We start from the raw sequence: 17,056 nt of genomic DNA, 5'->3' as shown, positions 1-17,056 counted from the left end.
CGGGGTACGATACCCCGGAACCAGGCTGACTTACTTCATGCTCTTGGCTTTCTCGACCGCTTCGTCGATGGTGCCGACCATGTAGAAAGCCTGCTCGGGCATGTCGTCGTAGTCACCGTTGAGGATGCCCTGGAAGCCACGGATGGTCTCCTTGAGCGAGACGTACTTGCCGGGCGCGCCGGTGAACACCTCGGCGACGAAGAACGGCTGCGACAGGAAGCGCTGGATCTTACGCGCCCGCGATACCGCCAGCTTGTCCTCGTCGGAGAGCTCGTCCATCCCCAGGATGGCGATGATGTCCTTGAGCTCCTTGTAACGCTGGAGCACGTTCTGCACGCCGCGCGCGGTGTCGTAGTGCTCCTCGCCGACCACCAGCGGGTCGAGCTGACGCGAGGTGGAGTCGAGCGGGTCGACGGCCGGGTAGATACCCAGCTCGGCGATCGAGCGCGACAGCGTCACGGTGGAGTCGAGGTGGGCGAAGGTGGTCGCCGGCGACGGGTCGGTCAGGTCGTCCGCGGGCACGTAGACGGCCTGCACGGAGGTGATCGAGCCGGTCTTGGTCGAGGTGATACGCTCCTGCAGGGCGCCCATCTCTTCGGCCAGGGTCGGCTGGTAGCCCACCGCCGACGGCATACGACCCAGCAGGGCCGACACTTCGGTACCGGCCAGGGTGTAGCGGTAGATGTTGTCGACGAACAGCAGTACGTCGCGACCTTCGTCACGGAACTTCTCGGCGATGGTCAGGCCGGTCAGGGCCACGCGCAGACGGTTGCCCGGCGGCTCGTTCATCTGGCCGTAGACGAGTGCGACCTTGTCGAGAACGTTCGACTCCTGCATCTCGTGGTAGAAGTCGTTACCTTCACGCGTACGCTCACCGACACCGGCAAACACCGAGTAACCGCTGTGCTCGGTGGCGATGTTACGGATCAGCTCCATCATGTTGACGGTCTTGCCCACGCCGGCGCCGCCGAACAGGCCGACCTTGCCGCCCTTGGCGAACGGGCAGACCAGGTCGATGACCTTGATGCCGGTCTCGAGCAGTTCGCTCGACGCGGCCTGCTCGGCGTAGGTCGGTGCCTGACGGTGGATCGGCATGCGCTCGACGTCGGCGCTGGCACTGCCACCGATGTCGCCGGCTTCGTCGATCGGCTCGCCGAGCACGTTCATGATGCGGCCCAGCGTCTCCTTGCCCACCGGCACGGAGATCGGGGCACCGGTGTTGGCCACGTCGATGCCGCGCTGCAGACCTTCACTGGAGCCCATGACGATGGCGCGCACCACGCCGTCGCCGAGCTGCTGTTGCACTTCGAGAATGGCCTCTTTGCCCGAGACCGTCAGCGCGTCGTAGACCTTGGGGACATTGTCCCGCGGAAACTCTACGTCAACCACCGCGCCGATGATTTGTACGATACGTCCGCTCATAGTGGTTCCTCGTAAACCTGCAAATGAAACCTGTAGGCCAAGCCGTACTCGCGAGCGTCGCCCCGCGGGGCGACGTCGTCATACCGCCGCGGCACCACCGACGATTTCCGAAATTTCCTGGGTAATGGCCGCCTGACGCGCCTTGTTGTACACCAGTTGCAGATCGTCAATCAGATTGCCAGCGTTGTCGGTCGCGTTCTTCATCGCGATCATGCGCGCAGCCTGCTCGCAGGCCGCGTTCTCGACCACGGCCTGATACACCTGGGATTCGACGTAGCGAACCAGCAGGTGATCGAGCAGGGTCTTGGCATCCGGCTCATACAGGTAGTCCCAATTACCCTGATTCGTACCGGGACTGGGTTGTTCATCGCCCTGGGTGTCGTCCTCGACCGCCTCGAGCGGCAGGAGCTGACGCACCACGGGTTTCTGGCTCATGGTGTTGACGAACTCGTTGTACACCACGTAGAGCCGATCCAGACTGCCTTCGTCGAAGGCATCGAGCATCACCTTGATGCTGCCGACCAGATCCTGGACTTCCGGCGCATCGCCGAGCCCTTTCTTGGCCGCCAGCAGGTTGCCGCCACGCTTGCGGAAGAAGCCGCCGGCCTTGCTGCCGATGGCCGCGAAGTCGGCGCCGACACCCTTGTCGTGCCAGTCGCGGGCGTGGTTGACCACGGCCTTGAACAGATTGACGTTCAAGCCGCCGGCCAGGCCCCGATCACTGGAGACCACGATATAGCCCACGCGCTTGACCTCACGCTCGAGGGTATATTCGTGACGGTACTCCGGATTGGCCTTGGCGACGTGGCCGACCACCCGGCGGATCAGGTTGGCATAGGGCTGGCTGGCCGCCATGCGGTCCTGGGCCCGACGCATCTTCGACGCAGCGACCATTTCCATGGCGCTGGTGATTTTCTGCGTGTTCTTGATGCTCCCGATCTGGGATTTGATCTCTTTTGCAGCTGCCATCGCGGATCACCTGATTCCTGCCGCTCAGCTGGGCGAGGCGGCCCGCTCCCGGAGGGGGCGGGCCGCACCGCTTACCAGGTCTGAGTGGACTTGAACGACTCGAGACCCGACTTAAGACCCTTCTGGATCTCGTCGTCGTAGCCGCCGCTTGAGTTGATCTTGTCGAGCAGGTCGGCGTGCTCGGACTTCATGTAGTCCTGCAGGGCACGCTCGAAATCGAGGACCTTGTCGACCGCGACATCGTCCAGATAGCCTTCGTTGGCGGCGTACAGCGTCAGCGCCATCTGAGCCACGGACATCGGCGAGTACTGCTTCTGCTTCATCAGCTCGGTGACACGCTGACCGTGCTCGAGCTGCTTGCGGGTCGCCTCGTCTAGGTCGGACGCGAACTGCGAGAACGCCGCCAGCTCACGGTACTGAGCCAGCGCCAGACGCACACCGCCGCCGAGCTTCTTGATGATCTTGGTCTGGGCCGAACCACCCACACGGGAGACCGAGAGACCGGCGTTGATGGCCGGACGGATACCCGAGTTGAACAGGCCGGTCTCGAGGAAGATCTGGCCGTCGGTGATCGAGATCACGTTGGTGGGAACGAACGCCGAGACGTCGCCACCCTGGGTCTCGATGATCGGCAGCGCGGTCAGCGAGCCGGTCTTGCCCTTCACTTCACCGTTGGTGAACTTCTCGACGTACTCGGCGTTGACGCGCGCGGCGCGCTCGAGCAGACGCGAGTGGAGGTAGAAGACGTCACCCGGATAGGCTTCACGGCCCGGCGGACGGCGCAGCAGCAGCGAGATCTGACGGTAGGCGACGGCCTGCTTGGAGAGGTCGTCGTAGACGATCAGCGCATCTTCGCCACGGTCGCGGAAGTACTCGCCCATGGTGCAGCCGGCGTAGGGCGCCAGGTACTGCATGGCGGCCGGATCGGCGGCGCCGGCGGCGACCACGATGGTGTGGTCCATGGCGCCGTGCTCTTCGAGCTTGCGCACCACATTGGCGATGGTCGACTGCTTCTGACCGATCGCGACGTAGATACAGGTGACCCCGGTGCCCTTCTGGTTGATGATCGTGTCGATCGCCACCGCGGACTTACCGATCTGACGGTCACCGATGATCAGCTCACGCTGGCCGCGGCCGATCGGCACCATGGCGTCGATCGACTTGAGGCCGGTCTGCACCGGCTGGTCGACCGACTGACGGGTGATGACGCCCGGAGCGACCTTCTCGATCGCGTCGGTCTGGGTGGTCTCGATGTCGCCCTTGCCATCGATCGGGTTGCCCAGCGCATCGACCACGCGGCCGACCAGCTCCGGACCTACCGGCACTTCGAGGATACGACCGGTGCACTGCGCGGTCATGCCCTCTTCGAGCTCGAGATAGTCACCCAGGACCACGGCGCCGACGCTGTCGCGCTCGAGGTTGAGCGCCATGCCGTAGACGCCACCGGGGAATTCGATCATTTCGCCGAGCATCGCATCGGCCAGGCCGTGGATGCGGACGATGCCGTCAGCGACGCTGACGACGGTGCCCTGATTACGGGCTTCGGAGGCGACATCCAGCTTGTCGATACGCTGTTTGATGATGTCGCTGATCTCGGAAGGATTCAGTTGCTGCATGCCATGTCCCTCGAACTCAAGCGGTGAGCGCTTCGCGCAGACGCTGCAATCGACCGCGTACCGACCCGTCGATGACGGTGTCGCCGGTACGCAGGATCACGCCGCCCAACAGCTCGCGGTCCACCTGAGTGGTAATGGAGATTTCACGATTCAGACGCTTCTTCAGAGCCTCGGCGAGGACGTTCTGCTGCGCCTCGTCCAGGTCGAAGGCGGAGACGATGGTGACGTCGACCCGCTTCTCTTCCTGGGCGCGCAGCGCCTCGAACTCCTCGAAGATGTCGGGCAGTGCAGCCAGACGCCCCTTCTCGCCGACGAGGTGCAGAAAGTTCTGCACGCTCGTGTCGTTCAGGTCGTCGCCGCACACTTCCAGCAGCAGCCGGGTCTTGTCCGCGGCGGTCAGCCGCGGATTGCCCAGCACACGCTCGCCCACATCCGCGTTCCCGGCCACCTGCGCGGCCAGGGCAAGACTCTGAGACCACGCTTGAAGCGCCTGCTTGTCGCGCGCGAACTCGAACGCCGCCTTGGCGTAGGGTCGTGCAACGGTTTCGCTAGACGTTTGAGCCATGGTGCGCCTCCTTAGAGCTCGGCAGCGAGCTTGTCGACGAGTTCACGATGCTTCGATTCGTCGATGGAGGATTCCAGGATGCGCTCGGCGCCGGCCACGGCCAGCAGCGCCACCTGGGCACGCAGCTCTTCCTTCGCGCGATTGATCTCCTGATCGATTTCGCTGCGAGCGCCTGCAATGATGCGCTCGCCTTCCGCCCGCGCGTTGTCACGGGCCTCTTCGACGATCTGATTGGCCCGCTTGTTGGCCTGTTCGAGGATCTGCTGCGCCTGCTCCTTGCTCTCCTTGAGCGTCTCTTCGGCTTTTTCCTGAGCCACTTCGAGATCGCGGGTAGCACGGCTGGCCGCATCCAGACCGTCGGCGATCTTCTTCTGTCGTTCCTGCAGCGCCTGCATGACCGGCGGCCATACATACTTCATGCAGAACCAGACGAAGACCGCAAAGGCAATGGCCTGACCAATCAGTGTAAGGTTCAGATTCACGCCAGCACCTCTCGCGTCACAAGTTTGGGGTTAAGGTCACCGCGGCCACACGGGCCGTAGACGGCGACGTTAACCGACAAACGGGTTGGCGAAGGTGAAGAACAGAGCGATACCCACGCCGATCATGGTCACGGCGTCGAGCAGACCAGCGACGATGAACATCTTGACCTGTAGCTGCGGGATCATCTCCGGCTGACGCGCGGCGCCTTCCAGGAACTTGCCACCCAGAATACCGAAACCGATGGCGGTACCCAGTGCGCCGAGGCCGATCAGCAGAGAAACGGCAATCGCGGTCATGCCCAGAACTTGTGCTTCCATGGTTGTCTCCAGTTTTCAGTCAGTCTTGCAGTCGAGTTTACGGGTTAGGGGTTGAAGGAAACGCGTCTCAATGCTGCTCTTCGGTCGCCATGCTGAGATAGACGATGGTGAGCATCATGAAGATGAATGCCTGCAGCGTGATGATCAGGATGTGGAACACCGCCCACGGGAAGTGCAGCGGCAGCTGCCACAGTCCGATCATCGCGATCAGGATGAAGATCAACTCACCGGCGTAGAGGTTACCGAAGAGTCGCAACGCCAGAGAGACCGGTTTGGCCAGAAGGGTGACGAGCTCAAGCAGAAGATTGACCGGAATCAACAGGATCTGGGCGAATTTGTTGGGCGTGTTGAACGGATGCAGGGTCAGCTCGGCGAGGAAGCCGGAGAGGCCCTTGGTACGAATCGAATAGAAAATGATCAGCGCGAAGACCGACAGCGACATGCCGAAGGTGGCGTTGACGTCGGTGGTCGGCACGACCTTGAAGTAGACGTGCGCCGGATCGGCACCGAACCAGGCACCGACCTTCTGGGCCAGCATCGGCAGGAAGTCCACCGGCACCAGGTCCATCAGGTTCATCAAGAAGATCCAGCAGAAGATGGTCAGCGCCAGCGGGGCGACCAGCTTGCTCTTGCCGTGGAAGGTCTCGCGCACCGAACCGTCGACGAACTCGACCATCATTTCGACGAAGTTCTGCAGACCGGTGGGCACACCGGTGGAAGCGCGCTTGGCAACCAGGCGGAACAGATACAGGAACAGCACCCCCAACCCGATGGACCATCCCATGGTGTCGACATGGATCGCCCAGAAGCCCATTTCACGGGCCTCTGCGGCAGAGTGCGCCAGCGACCAGCCATGCTCCGGATGCAGACCGAAGGTCATGTTCTGCAGGTGGTGCTGAATGTACTCCGTACTCGTCGGGTTGTTGCCAGCCATGGTTCAGCCTCGAGATTGAATGTGTGACGGACGGCGCAGCAGCCAGGGCCCCAGCCACTGCAGCAGCAGCGTCAGCACATAAGCGCCAAAGAAGAAAGCGGGGTTTGAGGGGGGCACGGCCACGAACACCAGCGTGAACAGTGCCGCCGTCAAACCGAACTTGCCGGCCTCGGCGTGGTAGAAGCTCTTGACGATGTATCGCGCCTGCCCCGCTCCCTGGTAGCGGAAGGCGCGCCAAGCGAAGAAGGCACTGGGCACGGCCGCGACGAGCCCACCGCACAAAAGCGATAGCGCCACGCCCTGCCCCAGGACGCCCCAGGCGATCAGGGCCATGCCCATCACGCCGCCGAACTGCACGAGAATCATCGCCGCGATGCGCGGTCTAGGAAGCCTGGCCGGTGCCCTTGGTTGCATGGCGTCGGTCTCGCCGTTGATTCTGAATGCGTATTTTGTCGTCGCTGCGTTCGGCGTGCGCCTGGCAAACCTCGGCGGATTATAGAGAAGCGGCCATGCCGCATCAACCGAACCTGCACCGATCTGAGGCGTCCTGCGCGAAAAACGATCACGAAAAGTGCGCAAATTCCATTATCGCGCTAAACGTTTTCGCCCCGAAGCGCCTTGCCAGCGCGCAGGCCTCAGCGGATGTGCCCGAGAATGCCGTCGAGCTCGTCGAGGCTGGTGTAGCGAATGGTGACCCGCCCCTTGCCCGAGGCGTTGTGATGAATCTTGACCGGCGCACCGAGCAGGTCGGCGAGGCGATTCTCGAGCCGCCCCACGTCCGCCGGCGGGCGCTTGTCGTCGGGCTTCTTGCGCCCCTCGGCGATCTGCTTCACCAGCGCCTCGGTCTGACGCACGGTGAGCTCCCGCGACACCACCTCGTGGGCGGCCTGGCGCTGCTTGGCCGCGGACAGGCTGAGCAGGGCCCGGGCATGACCCATGTCGAGATCGCCACGCTCGAGCAGCGTCTGCACGTGCGGGTCCAGCGCCAGCAGACGCAACAGGTTGGCGACCTGGGCGCGCGAGCGGCCGACCGCATCGGCGACCTGCTGCTGGGTCAGCTCGAATTCGTCGAGCAGACGCTTGAGCGCCATCGCCTCCTCGACCGGATTGAGATTCTCGCGCTGGATGTTCTCGATCAGCGCCAGCGCCAGCGCGACCTCGTCGCTGACCTCGCGGATCACCGCCGGGATGGTCTCCAGCTCGGCCAGCTGGGAGGCGCGCCAGCGGCGCTCACCGGCAATGATCTCGTAGCGCTCGGCACCGATCTGACGCACCACGATCGGCTGCATCACGCCCTGGGCACGGATCGAATCGGCCAGCTCTTCGAGCGCTTCCGGCTGGATATCGCGGCGCGGCTGATACTTGCCCCGGCTGAGCTGACGCAGCGGCAGGCGTTCGAGCCGGTCACCACCGCCCTCGCCCGCCGGCAGCGCCTGGGCCGGCGCGGCGTCGGCGGCGCTCTCGGTCACGCTGCCGTCGCGGCGCCGGGCCCCCGAACCGATCAGGGCATCGAGCCCGCGTCCCAGCGGACGTTTGCGCGTCGTCATGGCGTGTTCCTCGCAGAGATCATCATTACAGCGCCAGGCGGCGAATCAGTTCCTTGGCCAGCACGCGATGCGCCTGGCTGCCCCGCGACAGGCGGGCGTACTTGGTGACCGGCAGCCCGTGGCTGGGCGCTTCGGCGACGCGCACGTTGCGCGGGATGGTGGCCTTGAGCAGCGAGTCGCCGAAATATTGACCGAGCTGCTTGCTGACGTCCCGCGTCAGGCTGTTGCGCGGGTCGAACATGGTACGCACGATGCCGAAGATCTCGAGATTGGGGTTCACGCTCTCCTGGATCTGCTCGACGGTATCGAGCAGCGCCGAGAGCCCTTCGAGGGCATAGAACTCGCACTGCACCGGAATCAGCACGCCGTTGGCCGCGGTCAGGGCGTTGACGGTGAGCATGTTGAGCGACGGCGGGCAGTCGATGATCACCACGTCGTAGTCCGCGGCCACGCTGTCGATCGCCCGGGTCAGCACCCGCTCCCGGCCGTCGCGGTCGAGCAGGTCGACCTCGGCGGCGGTGAGATCGCCGTTGCCCGGCAGCAACGCATAGCCGGCCACGGCGCAGTCGACGATCACCTCGGCGGCGCTCTTGTCGCCCAGCAGCACGTCGAGCACGCTGCCGTCGAGATCGTGCTTGTCGACGCCGCTACCCATGGTGGCGTGGCCCTGCGGATCGAGATCGATCAGCAGCACGCGGCGGTCGAGCGCCGCCAGGCAGGCCGCCAGATTGACCGCGGTGGTGGTCTTGCCGACGCCGCCCTTCTGGTTGGTCAAGGCGATGATTCTGGTCACTGGCGACTCCCTTCGTCGAAACTGCAGCGCAACGGCGATGCGCCGTCGCTATCGATCGCCGCCCGCGGTGCGGCGCAGCCGCAAAAGCTGGCGTTCGGCCCCGTCGAGCCCCGGCACCTCGAGCGCCTGGCGGGTCTCGATGCTCACCCCGGCGGGCAGCGCCTCGCGCTCGTCCGCCTCGAGGCCCCCCTTCATCGCCAGCCATTCGCCGTCGGCCGCCAGCAGCGGCTCGGTCAGGCCGACGAAATCGCCCAGTGCGGCGAAGGCGCGCGAGATGATCTGGTCGTACTCGCCGCTGAAGGCCTCCACCCGATGCTGCGCGCAGGTGACGTTGTCGAGCCCCAGCTCCATCACTGCCTGGCGCTGGAAGCGAACCTTCTTGCCGTTGCTGTCGAGCAGTGTGACCGCCAGCTGCGGGTCGAGAATGGCCAGCACCAGACCGGGAAAACCGGGGCCGGCACCGACATCCAGAAGCCGCGGACCGCGCACCGCGAAGGCCACGCTGGCGCTGTCGAGCAGATGCCGTGCGACCATGGCCTCGGGCTCGCGCACTGCGGTGAGGTTATAGGCGCGGTTCCACTTGTGCAACAGCCCCAGCAGCGCCAGCAGCCGCTGGCGCTGGGCGGCGTCGATGGCCACTTCGAGCGCCGCCAGACCCTGGTCGAGAATGCGTTCGCAGGCCGGGGTCATGCACGCAGCGCCTGGCTGTCGTCGATCAGGCGACGTTTCTTGAGATGGATCAGCAGAATCGAGACTGCCGCCGGGGTGACCCCGGAGATGCGTCCGGCCTGACCCAGGGTCTGCGGCCGCGCCTGCTCGAGCTTCTGGCGAATCTCGTGGGAGAGCCCCTCGACCTTGGCGTAATCCAGCGCCTCCGGCAGCGGGGTCGCCTCGTGGCGCTTGAGCCGCTCGATCTCTTCCTGCTGGCGCGCGATGTAACCGGCGTACTTGGCCTCGATCTGGACCTGCTCGGCGACCGTCTCGTCGCACTCCGCTTCGCCCTTGAGCGATGCCACGTCGGCGTAGGTGAGTTCCGGACGCTTGAGCAGATCCATCAGGTTGTACTCCCGCGCCAGCGGTTGCCCGAGCTTGGCCGCGAGGGTATCGGCGCCCGGGGTGCCGGGCTGGATCCAGGTCGTGCGCAGGCGCTCGCTCTCGCGGGCGATGCGCTCGCGCTTGGCCTCGAACGCCGCCCAGCGCTGGTCGTCGACCAGCCCGAGCTCGCGTCCGGCGGCGGTCAGGCGCAGGTCGGCATTGTCCTCGCGCAGCAGCAGCCGGTACTCGGCGCGCGAGGTGAACATGCGGTAGGGCTCCTGGGTGCCCAGGGTGATCAGGTCATCCACCAGCACGCCGAGGTAGGCCTCGTCGCGGCGCGGCCACCAGGCGGATTCACCGCGTGCCCGCCGTGCCGCGTTGATGCCCGCCAGCAGCCCCTGAGCGCCGGCCTCCTCGTAACCCGTGGTGCCGTTGATCTGGCCGGCGAAAAACAGGTTGTGGATAAATTTGGTTTCCAGCGAGTGCTTGAGATCCCGCGGATCGAAGAAGTCGTACTCGATGGCGTAGCCGGGACGCGTGATATGCGCGTTCTCCAGCCCCTCGATCGAGCGCACTACCTGCAGCTGAACGTCGAACGGCAGTGAGGTCGAGATACCGTTGGGGTAGAGCTCGTGGGTATCGAGCCCCTCGGGCTCGAGAAAGATCTGGTGGCTCGACTTGTCGGCGAAGCGATGGACCTTGTCCTCGATCGACGGGCAGTAGCGCGGGCCGACGCCTTCGATCACCCCGGAGTACATCGGTGAGCGATCGAGATTGGCGAAGATGATCTCGTGGGTCCGGGCGTTGGTGTGGGCGATGTAGCAATCGACCTGACGCGGATGCTGCTCGCGCGACCCCAGATAGGACATCACCGGCAGCGGCGTATCGCCCGGCTGCGGCTCGAGCCGGCTGAAATCGACGCTCTTGGCGTCGATCCGCGGCGGCGTGCCGGTCTTCAGCCGATCGACCCGGAACGGCAGCGCGCGTAGCCGCTGGGCCAGGGCGTTGGCCGGCGGATCGCCGGCACGGCCGCCAGCGTGGTGGTCGAGACCGATATGGATCACCCCGCCGAGGAAGGTCCCGGTACACAGCACCACGGTATCGGCCATGAAGCGGATGCCGGTCTGGGTGACCACACCGGTGACCCGGTCGTTATCCACAACCAGATCGTCGACCCCCTGCTGGAACAGCGTCAGGTTCGCCTGGTTTTCCAGCAGCGAGCGAATGGCGGCCTTGTAGCGCACACGGTCAGCCTGAGCACGGGTCGCCCGCACCGCCGGACCCTTGCGTGAGTTGAGCACGCGGAACTGGATCCCGGCGAGATCGGTCGCGGTGGCCATGGCGCCGCCGAGCGCATCGATCTCCTTGACCAGATGACTCTTGCCGATGCCACCGATGGCCGGATTGCACGACATCTGGCCCAGCGTCTCGATGTTGTGTGTCAGCAGCAGCGTGCGTGCGCCGCTGCGGGCCGCTGCCAACGCGGCTTCGGTGCCGGCGTGGCCGCCACCGATGACGATGACCTGAAAGCGGTCTGGGTACTCCACAGTCCACCTCGTTGAGTGCTCGAACCGGCACCCGACAGTGAATGAATCTCGAAATGGCTACCCGGCGGGATTGTTGACTCGGAGTCAAGGATCCCACCAGCAGCGGCGACCGGAGTCGCGAAAGCCGCCCAGTATAAACGTCCTGTGGGTAACCGTCAGGGGTTTTCCACACCGCGTGGCGGTGTCAGCCAGAGCACAGAGTCATTACTAAAAAAATAAAGAAAAATAGAAAAGAAGTTCTGTAGTGATGGTTACTACTGGTGTGGGCATATTTTGTGGACAAGCAGATTTTCTCTATATAAAACATGCTCTTGGATTGTTATCGAAAACATTGAAAAGCACTGATGAGGCTGCTGACAGGCAGCGCTCAAGCTGTGGACGAAAAGCGGCTTTATACACAGCGTCAGCGACTCAGCGCTTGTCCACCGCTACATACGCCTGCTGTCACCGTGACGGTCCCCAGCATGAATATCGCGCTGGAAGACGCGCCCGACGCGGGCTGGGTCCAGATAGGGCGAAAAACTATCCACAGGCGGAAAAAACCGCTCGGGATAACCTTTCTGGCGCTATCGCGTGCAGATCTCGAGACGATTCCAAGGTGATTCGAGGGTGATACCGAGAGGAATCCGGTGCCCAGGGAGGGGGTAAGAGCGTCTTTCACAACCGCTGGACGATATGGGCTTATCCGGGGGCGGGTCGTCGCGAGGGCGCTGTGAACCCTTTCCTGGGCGCTACCTTTGCCATCCCTGACAAAGGACCCTCGCTTTGTCCTGCCCCCGGCGCCCAGCGTCAGCGGGTTTGGCAATGGGCTTCAGGGGTAGGGGCATGACGCGAAGACAGAGCGGCGACAGGAGCTGCAGCCAGCCAGGGGCTCATGATAGACGGTCGAAGCTAGCGAGAACGGGCCACCGCTGGGGTGGCCACGTTCTTGCCGGGTGGGAGAGGGTTCAGTGTTTCAGCACGCGGGAAAGGAAAGCGCGGGTGCGCTCATGCTGGGGGTCGTCGAAGACCGCTTCCGGCGTTCCCTGCTCGACGATCTCGCCGCCGTGCACGAACACCACGCGGTCGGCGACTTCACGCGCGAAGCCCATTTCATGGGTCACGATCATCATGGTCATGCCATCCTTGGCCAGTTCGCGCATGGCATCCAGGACTTCGCCGATCATCTCCGGATCCAGCGCCGAGGTGGGCTCGTCGAACAGCATCAGCCGCGGCTCCATGGCCAGCGCCCGGGCCAGCGCCACGCGCTGCTGCTGGCCGCCGGAGAGCTGGCTGGGGTACTTGTCGGCCTGATCGGCGATTCCCACGCGCTCCAGCAGGCGCTCGGCGGTGGTGTTGGCCTGCCGGCGCGACCAGCCACGCACCTTGCGCGGGGCCAGGGTCACGTTGTCGCGAATCGACAGGTGAGGGAACAGGTTGAACTGCTGGAACACCATGCCGACCTCGGTGCGTACCGCCTGCAGCGACTTGCCGCTGGCGCCGTGGGGGGCCAGGGTCTTGCCGTCGACCTCGATACGTCCGGACTGGAACGGCTCCAGCCCGTTGACGCAGCGGATCAGGGTCGACTTGCCCGAACCGCTGGCACCGATGATCACCACCACCTCGCCCGGGGCCACGCTGAGGTCGATGTCGCGCATCACGTGCAGCTCGCCGAAGTGCTTGTTGACCTTGTCGAGGCGCACGATCGGCGTCGCGTCGCGCTGGATCTGCTTGTCGTCTTTCATCCCACCAGCCCCTTGCGTTCGAGCAGACTCAGAGCCATCGACAGGCTCAGGGTGATCGCCAGATAGAGCAGCGCGATCATGAAGTAGACCTCCAGCGCGGTGAAGGTCTGGGCGATGTAGACCTGACCCTGGCGCACCAGCTCTCCTACCCCGATCACCGAGAACAGCGAGGTGTCCTTGATGCTGACGATGCCCTGGTTGCCGAGGGCCGGGATCATGCGCCGCAGCGCCTGGGGCCAGATGATGTACTGGAAGGTCTGGGTCGCGGAGAGGCCCAGCGACAGCCCCGCCTCGCGCTGGCCGCGCTCGATCGACTGCACGCCGCCGCGCACGATCTCCGAGATATAGGCCCCGGCGTTGAGCGCGATGGCAGCGATCCCTGCGGTGAGCGCATCGATCGGCCCGCCCAGCAGGGTCGGCAGCCCGTAGAAGATGAACAGCACCTGGACCAGTACCGGGGTACCGCGGAACACTTCGATATAGAAGACGGCGGGATAGCGCAGCCAGCGGCTGGGGGCGATACGCATCAGACCGAAGAGCATGCCGATGACGAAACCGATGGCCAGGCCACCGAAGGAGATCAGCAGGGTGTAGGGCACACCCTTGAGCAGATAGGGCAGGGAGGCGATCGCCGCCTGCCAGTCGAACTGAAAATGCAGGTCCACGAAGGAGGTCTCCGTCGAGCGGACGCCAGCGACGACCGACGCCGTCGCCACGCCGCGATATCAGGGCCCGAAGGCAGCGGGCCGGAGGTGTCTCCGGCCCGCTCGGGATGCAGCGTTACTTGGCGTCCGGCGCCTTGCCGAACCACTTCTCGTAGATCTCGTCGTAGCTGCCGTCCTTGTGCATCGCGGCGAGCGCCTGATTGACCGGTTCGACCCAGTCGCTGCCCTTGGCCAGGGCGATGCCGTACTGCTGGCCTTCGTAGAGCGGGCCGACCGTCTCGACCTTGCCCTTGCCCTTGGTCTGGGCGAAGTAGCCGACATTGGGGGCGTCGTAGAACACGGCATCGACGTTGCCGCCCATCAGCGCCATGTACATGTCGGAGCTGCCCGGGTAGGGCGTGATCTCGGCCTTGTCGCCGAGCTGCTTCTGGAGGAAGTCGTAGCTGGTGGAGCCGATCTTGGTGCCGATGCGCTTGCCGGCGAGGTCATCGAGCGTCTTCACCTCGCTACCATCCTTGACCAGGATGCGCAGGCCGGAGTCGTAGTAGGGATCGCTGAAGTCGACGATCTTCTGGCGCTCGTCGGTGATGGTGATGCCGGCGATGGCCAGATCGACGTTGCCGGTCTGTACCGCGGGGATGATGCCGTTGAAATCCATGGTCTTGAGATCGACGTCGAAGCCGGCGCGATCGGCGACTTCCTGCAGGATATCCATGTCGAACCCGACCATCTTGCCGCTGTCCTGATCCATCATCTCGAACGGGACGAAGCTGGGATCGGTGACGGCCTTGAGCGTGGTCTGTTGGGCGTTGGCCACACCGCCGACGCCCAGGCAGAGCGCCAGGGCGGAGAGGGCCAGTGTCTTGCGGAGGCGAGCGTTGTTTTTCATGTAGACCTCAAGTGGTTGATTGAGCAAAACAATCACTCACTACCTTGAGGAGGTCCGGGGCTAGCGTCAAGAGAGACGATGGGCGCGCGGCGGCGAGACCCGCCGCGCCGGGTCACACCGAGAAAGAAGCGCCGCAGCCGCAGGTGGACTGAGCGTTGGGATTCTTGACCAGGAAGCGGGCGCCGGCCAGGCCCTCTTCATAGTCGACGGTGGAGCCGACCAGATACTGATAGGAGAGCGCATCCACCACTAGGCTTACGCCGTCGTTGTCGATCACGGTGTCATCTTCGGCGAGCTGATCGGCGAGATCGAAGCCGTACTGAAAGCCGGAACAGCCGCCGCCGGTGACGTAGACCCGCAGCTTGAGGTCGGGGTTGTTCTCCGCCGCGATCAGCGCCTTGACCCGGCGGGCGGCGGCATCGGTGAAGAACATCGGGGTCGGAGCGAAGGACTCCACTGTACTCATCGTCACGTTCCCTGAGTGTCGGGGGTGCCGACCTCGTCGGTGGAAGGGTTGCGCAGGCCGGATCGCCTGTCGATGGGGCCATTATCGTTAATACCCAGTAAAAGGGTCAACTTTGGCGCGGTCGCCATAGGGGGATATGACCACGCCCGCCGCTCGCGCGTGGAAGTCACCCGGGCCCGGGCGGGTCGCCGAGCGTGTATGATGTCATGACCGTTTCACGCTCGCTCGGTGGCCGCGGCGTATCCCACAAAAGGCGGATGCTGGCCATCGGGCAATCCAGGAGGGCGGTTCACGCATGCCGAGGTTCGCTCTGCGACGTCTGAGTCTCGATCGTTTCCGCAGCCAGTTGGCGAGCGTCGATGCCATGCCTCAGCTGTGCCTGCTGGGCATCTTCGCCGGCATTCTCACCGGCAGCGTGATGGTGCTGTTCCGTCTGCTGCTCAAGCTCGGCGCCTGGTTCTTCATGCCCGATGGCAACCCGGAGGCGTTCGAGGCGTTGCCGCCGCCGATTCGCGCGCTACTGCCGCTGATCGCGGTTTGCCTGATCGGCGTCTGGCTGTGGCCGCAGCCCAGCCGTGCGCTGAAGATGGGGATCGGTCATGTGATCGAACGCCTTGCCTATCAGCAGGGCAAGATGCCGCTGCGCAACTGGATCAACCAGTGGTGGGTCGGGGTGATCTCGGTCATCGGCGGCCTCTCCGCCGGCCGTGAGGGGCCGGCGATCCACCTCGGCTCGGCGGCCTCGAGCTGGATCGGCTCGCGTCTGCGTCTGCCCCACAACAGCCTGCGCGTGCTGGTGGCCTGCGGCACTGCGGCGGGCATCGCGGCGTCTTTCAACACCCCCATCGCCGGGGTCATCTTCGCCATGGAAGTGGTGATGATGGAGTACACCATTGCCGGCTTCATGCCGGTGATTCTCGCCTCGACCATGGGCGCGCTGGTGTCGTGGGCGGTCTACGGCGCCGAACCGGCGTTCAGCGTTCCCCCGTTGCAGCTCTCCTCGCTGATGGATCTGCCCGGCATCGTGCTCACCGCGCTGGTGGTGGGGCTGCTGGCGGGGGGCTTCGTGCGACTCGCCCAGGGCCATCCGGCGGTGACCCGGCTGCCGTTCGCTCTGCGTCTGGCGCTGATCGGCGGGCTGACGGCGCTCGCCGCCTGGTGGTATCCACAGGTCCAGGGGATCGGCTACGACAGCATCGACCGCATGCTCAATGCCAGCATGACCCTCGATGTGCTGCTGGCTCTCGCCGTGGTCAAGCTGGCGCTGACCGCGATCTGCATGGCCGGCGGCGTCTCGGTGGGCATCATCGGCCCGCTGCTGGTCTCGGGGGCGGCGACCGGTGCGCTGATGGGGGCGCTGGGCGCGATGCTGTGGCCGAGCGTGGTCGATACCCCGGCGCTCTACGCGGTGCTGGGCATGGCGGCGATGATGGCAGCCGCGCTGCAGGCACCGCTGGCGGCGCTGCTGGCGCTGCTGGAGTTGACCCGCAATACCGAGATCATGCTGCCCGGCATGCTGGCAGTGGTGGTGGCGGTGATGACCGCGCGCCAGCTCTGCGGCTGTCAGGGCTTTTTCATGTCGCATCTGGCTCAGCAGGGGCTGCATCCGTTGCAGCAGCCACTGATGCAGGCGCTGTCGCGGGTGGCGGTGCCCGCGGTGATGGAGCGCAATCTGGCGCGCACGCCGCGGGTGATCGACCACGAGCGCGCCAAGTCGCTGCTCGATGCCAAGCCGACCTGGCTGATCATCATGCAGGACGACAAGGAGAAGCCGCCGCTGGCGATGAAGGCGGCCAACCTGGCCCGCGTGCTGCATGACGATGCCTGGCTCGCCGAGCATCCGCAGATCGATCTCGAGGAGGTGCCCGGGCAGCGTCTGGAGCTGGCCCCGGTGCACCTGGAGGCGACGCTGTCGGAAGCCTACGATACCCTCAACGAATCCGGGGTAGAGGCGCTCTACGTCGAGCACACCACGGCGCCGATGATCCGCAAGATTTCCGGTATCATCACCCGCGAGGCGATCGAGAATTATTATCGGCGCAAGCGCTGAGCGCAGGCTCGTTACCGATAGCGAGTAGATAACG

At 64.7% G+C, this 17,056-nt stretch carries 17 protein-coding genes; 1 reads left to right on the top strand and 16 read right to left on the bottom strand.

All coding sequences use genetic code 11. The features are described from left to right. Nucleotides 1-30: 30 nt before the first annotated feature. The 16 genes from atpD to erpA form a co-directional block, all read right to left on the bottom strand. A complete protein-coding gene (gene atpD, locus J0A90_RS13065) occupies nucleotides 31-1,422 on the bottom strand; it encodes a F0F1 ATP synthase subunit beta (protein ID WP_035470099.1) in 1,392 nt (463 codons plus the stop codon). A gap of 78 nt (nucleotides 1,423-1,500) precedes the next feature. Continuing rightward, complete coding sequence (gene atpG, locus J0A90_RS13060) at nucleotides 1,501-2,391, bottom strand: F0F1 ATP synthase subunit gamma (RefSeq protein ID WP_106418975.1); 891 nt, start codon at nucleotides 2,389-2,391, stop codon at nucleotides 1,501-1,503. Between the two features lie 71 nt (nucleotides 2,392-2,462). Beyond that, nucleotides 2,463-4,007 carry a F0F1 ATP synthase subunit alpha gene (gene atpA / locus J0A90_RS13055; RefSeq protein ID WP_035470101.1) on the bottom strand — a complete coding sequence of 515 codons (1,545 nt, stop codon included), beginning with the start codon at nucleotides 4,005-4,007 and terminating at the stop codon, nucleotides 2,463-2,465. Between the two features lie 16 nt (nucleotides 4,008-4,023). Then, entirely contained in the window at nucleotides 4,024-4,572 is a 549-nt protein-coding gene (locus tag J0A90_RS13050) for a F0F1 ATP synthase subunit delta (RefSeq protein ID WP_207036551.1), read from the bottom strand. An 11-nt stretch (nucleotides 4,573-4,583) separates the two neighbouring features. After that, on the bottom strand, nucleotides 4,584-5,054 hold the full coding sequence (locus J0A90_RS13045) for a F0F1 ATP synthase subunit B (RefSeq protein WP_110673744.1): 471 nt from the start codon (nucleotides 5,052-5,054) through the stop codon (nucleotides 4,584-4,586). 69 nt (nucleotides 5,055-5,123) lie between these two features. Then, nucleotides 5,124-5,372, bottom strand: a complete 249-nt coding sequence (atpE, locus tag J0A90_RS13040) for a F0F1 ATP synthase subunit C (protein WP_011508579.1) — start codon at nucleotides 5,370-5,372, stop codon at nucleotides 5,124-5,126. 67 nt (nucleotides 5,373-5,439) lie between these two features. Further along, nucleotides 5,440-6,306, bottom strand: a complete 867-nt coding sequence (gene atpB, locus J0A90_RS13035; RefSeq protein ID WP_035470106.1) for a F0F1 ATP synthase subunit A — start codon at nucleotides 6,304-6,306, stop codon at nucleotides 5,440-5,442. Between the two features lie 3 nt (nucleotides 6,307-6,309). Then, nucleotides 6,310-6,885, bottom strand: coding sequence for a F0F1 ATP synthase subunit I (locus tag J0A90_RS13030; RefSeq protein ID WP_233076761.1), 576 nt, complete (start codon nucleotides 6,883-6,885; stop codon nucleotides 6,310-6,312). 56 nt (nucleotides 6,886-6,941) lie between these two features. Beyond that, complete coding sequence (locus J0A90_RS13025) at nucleotides 6,942-7,853, bottom strand: ParB/RepB/Spo0J family partition protein (protein ID WP_207036550.1); 912 nt, start codon at nucleotides 7,851-7,853, stop codon at nucleotides 6,942-6,944. 25 nt (nucleotides 7,854-7,878) lie between these two features. Beyond that, complete coding sequence (locus J0A90_RS13020; protein ID WP_035473520.1) at nucleotides 7,879-8,646, bottom strand: ParA family protein; 768 nt, start codon at nucleotides 8,644-8,646, stop codon at nucleotides 7,879-7,881. Between the two features lie 48 nt (nucleotides 8,647-8,694). Next, complete coding sequence (gene rsmG / locus J0A90_RS13015; protein WP_207036548.1) at nucleotides 8,695-9,336, bottom strand: 16S rRNA (guanine(527)-N(7))-methyltransferase RsmG; 642 nt, start codon at nucleotides 9,334-9,336, stop codon at nucleotides 8,695-8,697. Next, a complete protein-coding gene (mnmG, locus tag J0A90_RS13010) occupies nucleotides 9,333-11,228 on the bottom strand; it encodes a tRNA uridine-5-carboxymethylaminomethyl(34) synthesis enzyme MnmG (protein WP_207036546.1) in 1,896 nt (631 codons plus the stop codon). The genes rsmG and mnmG overlap by 4 nt, the downstream gene beginning before the upstream one ends. Nucleotides 11,229-12,175: 947 nt before the next feature. Then, a complete protein-coding gene (locus J0A90_RS13005; RefSeq protein ID WP_304618301.1) occupies nucleotides 12,176-12,952 on the bottom strand; it encodes an amino acid ABC transporter ATP-binding protein in 777 nt (258 codons plus the stop codon). Further along, the gene (locus tag J0A90_RS13000; protein WP_035473524.1) at nucleotides 12,949-13,617 is read right to left on the bottom strand and encodes an amino acid ABC transporter permease; all 669 of its coding nucleotides are present in this window, start codon (nucleotides 13,615-13,617) and stop codon (nucleotides 12,949-12,951) included. Before J0A90_RS13000 ends, J0A90_RS13005 begins: the two co-directional genes overlap by 4 nt. A 115-nt stretch (nucleotides 13,618-13,732) precedes the next feature. Continuing rightward, nucleotides 13,733-14,506: a transporter substrate-binding domain-containing protein gene (locus J0A90_RS12995; RefSeq protein ID WP_207036544.1), complete on the bottom strand. Its 774-nt coding sequence runs from the start codon at nucleotides 14,504-14,506 to the stop codon at nucleotides 13,733-13,735. A 112-nt stretch (nucleotides 14,507-14,618) separates the two neighbouring features. Further along, nucleotides 14,619-14,972, bottom strand: coding sequence for an iron-sulfur cluster insertion protein ErpA (gene erpA, locus J0A90_RS12990; protein ID WP_035473526.1), 354 nt, complete (start codon nucleotides 14,970-14,972; stop codon nucleotides 14,619-14,621). Between the two features lie 295 nt (nucleotides 14,973-15,267). Here erpA and J0A90_RS12985 point away from each other — a divergent pair, with 295 nt between their 5' ends. Continuing rightward, on the top strand, nucleotides 15,268-17,022 hold the full coding sequence (locus J0A90_RS12985; protein ID WP_035473528.1) for a chloride channel protein: 1,755 nt from the start codon (nucleotides 15,268-15,270) through the stop codon (nucleotides 17,020-17,022). The last annotated feature ends 34 nt before the right edge of the window (nucleotides 17,023-17,056 follow it).

Source organism: Salinicola sp. DM10 (genome assembly GCF_017306975.2).
Taxonomy (GTDB): domain Bacteria; phylum Pseudomonadota; class Gammaproteobacteria; order Pseudomonadales; family Halomonadaceae; genus Salinicola.
The sequence above is the reverse complement of the archived record's forward strand: the minus strand, read 5'-3'. Positions and strand labels throughout refer to the sequence as shown.

Excerpts from the sequence above, each read along its gene's own strand:
- atpD (WP_035470099.1), bottom strand. The coding sequence starts at position 1,422 with ATGAGCGGACGTATCGTACAAATCATCGGCGCGGTGGTTGACGTAGAG.
- atpG (WP_106418975.1), bottom strand. The coding sequence starts at position 2,391 with ATGGCAGCTGCAAAAGAGATCAAATCCCAGATCGGGAGCATCAAGAAC.
- atpA (WP_035470101.1), bottom strand. The coding sequence starts at position 4,007 with ATGCAGCAACTGAATCCTTCCGAGATCAGCGACATCATCAAACAGCGT.
- J0A90_RS13050 (WP_207036551.1), bottom strand. The coding sequence starts at position 4,572 with ATGGCTCAAACGTCTAGCGAAACCGTTGCACGACCCTACGCCAAGGCG.
- atpE (WP_011508579.1), bottom strand. The coding sequence starts at position 5,372 with ATGGAAGCACAAGTTCTGGGCATGACCGCGATTGCCGTTTCTCTGCTG.
- atpB (WP_035470106.1), bottom strand. The coding sequence starts at position 6,306 with ATGGCTGGCAACAACCCGACGAGTACGGAGTACATTCAGCACCACCTG.
- J0A90_RS13025 (WP_207036550.1), bottom strand. The coding sequence starts at position 7,853 with ATGACGACGCGCAAACGTCCGCTGGGACGCGGGCTCGATGCCCTGATC.
- rsmG (WP_207036548.1), bottom strand. The coding sequence starts at position 9,336 with ATGACCCCGGCCTGCGAACGCATTCTCGACCAGGGTCTGGCGGCGCTC.
- J0A90_RS13005 (WP_304618301.1), bottom strand. The coding sequence starts at position 12,952 with ATGAAAGACGACAAGCAGATCCAGCGCGACGCGACGCCGATCGTGCGC.
- J0A90_RS12995 (WP_207036544.1), bottom strand. The coding sequence starts at position 14,506 with ATGAAAAACAACGCTCGCCTCCGCAAGACACTGGCCCTCTCCGCCCTG.
- erpA (WP_035473526.1), bottom strand. The coding sequence starts at position 14,972 with ATGAGTACAGTGGAGTCCTTCGCTCCGACCCCGATGTTCTTCACCGAT.
- J0A90_RS12985 (WP_035473528.1), top strand. The coding sequence starts at position 15,268 with ATGCCGAGGTTCGCTCTGCGACGTCTGAGTCTCGATCGTTTCCGCAGC.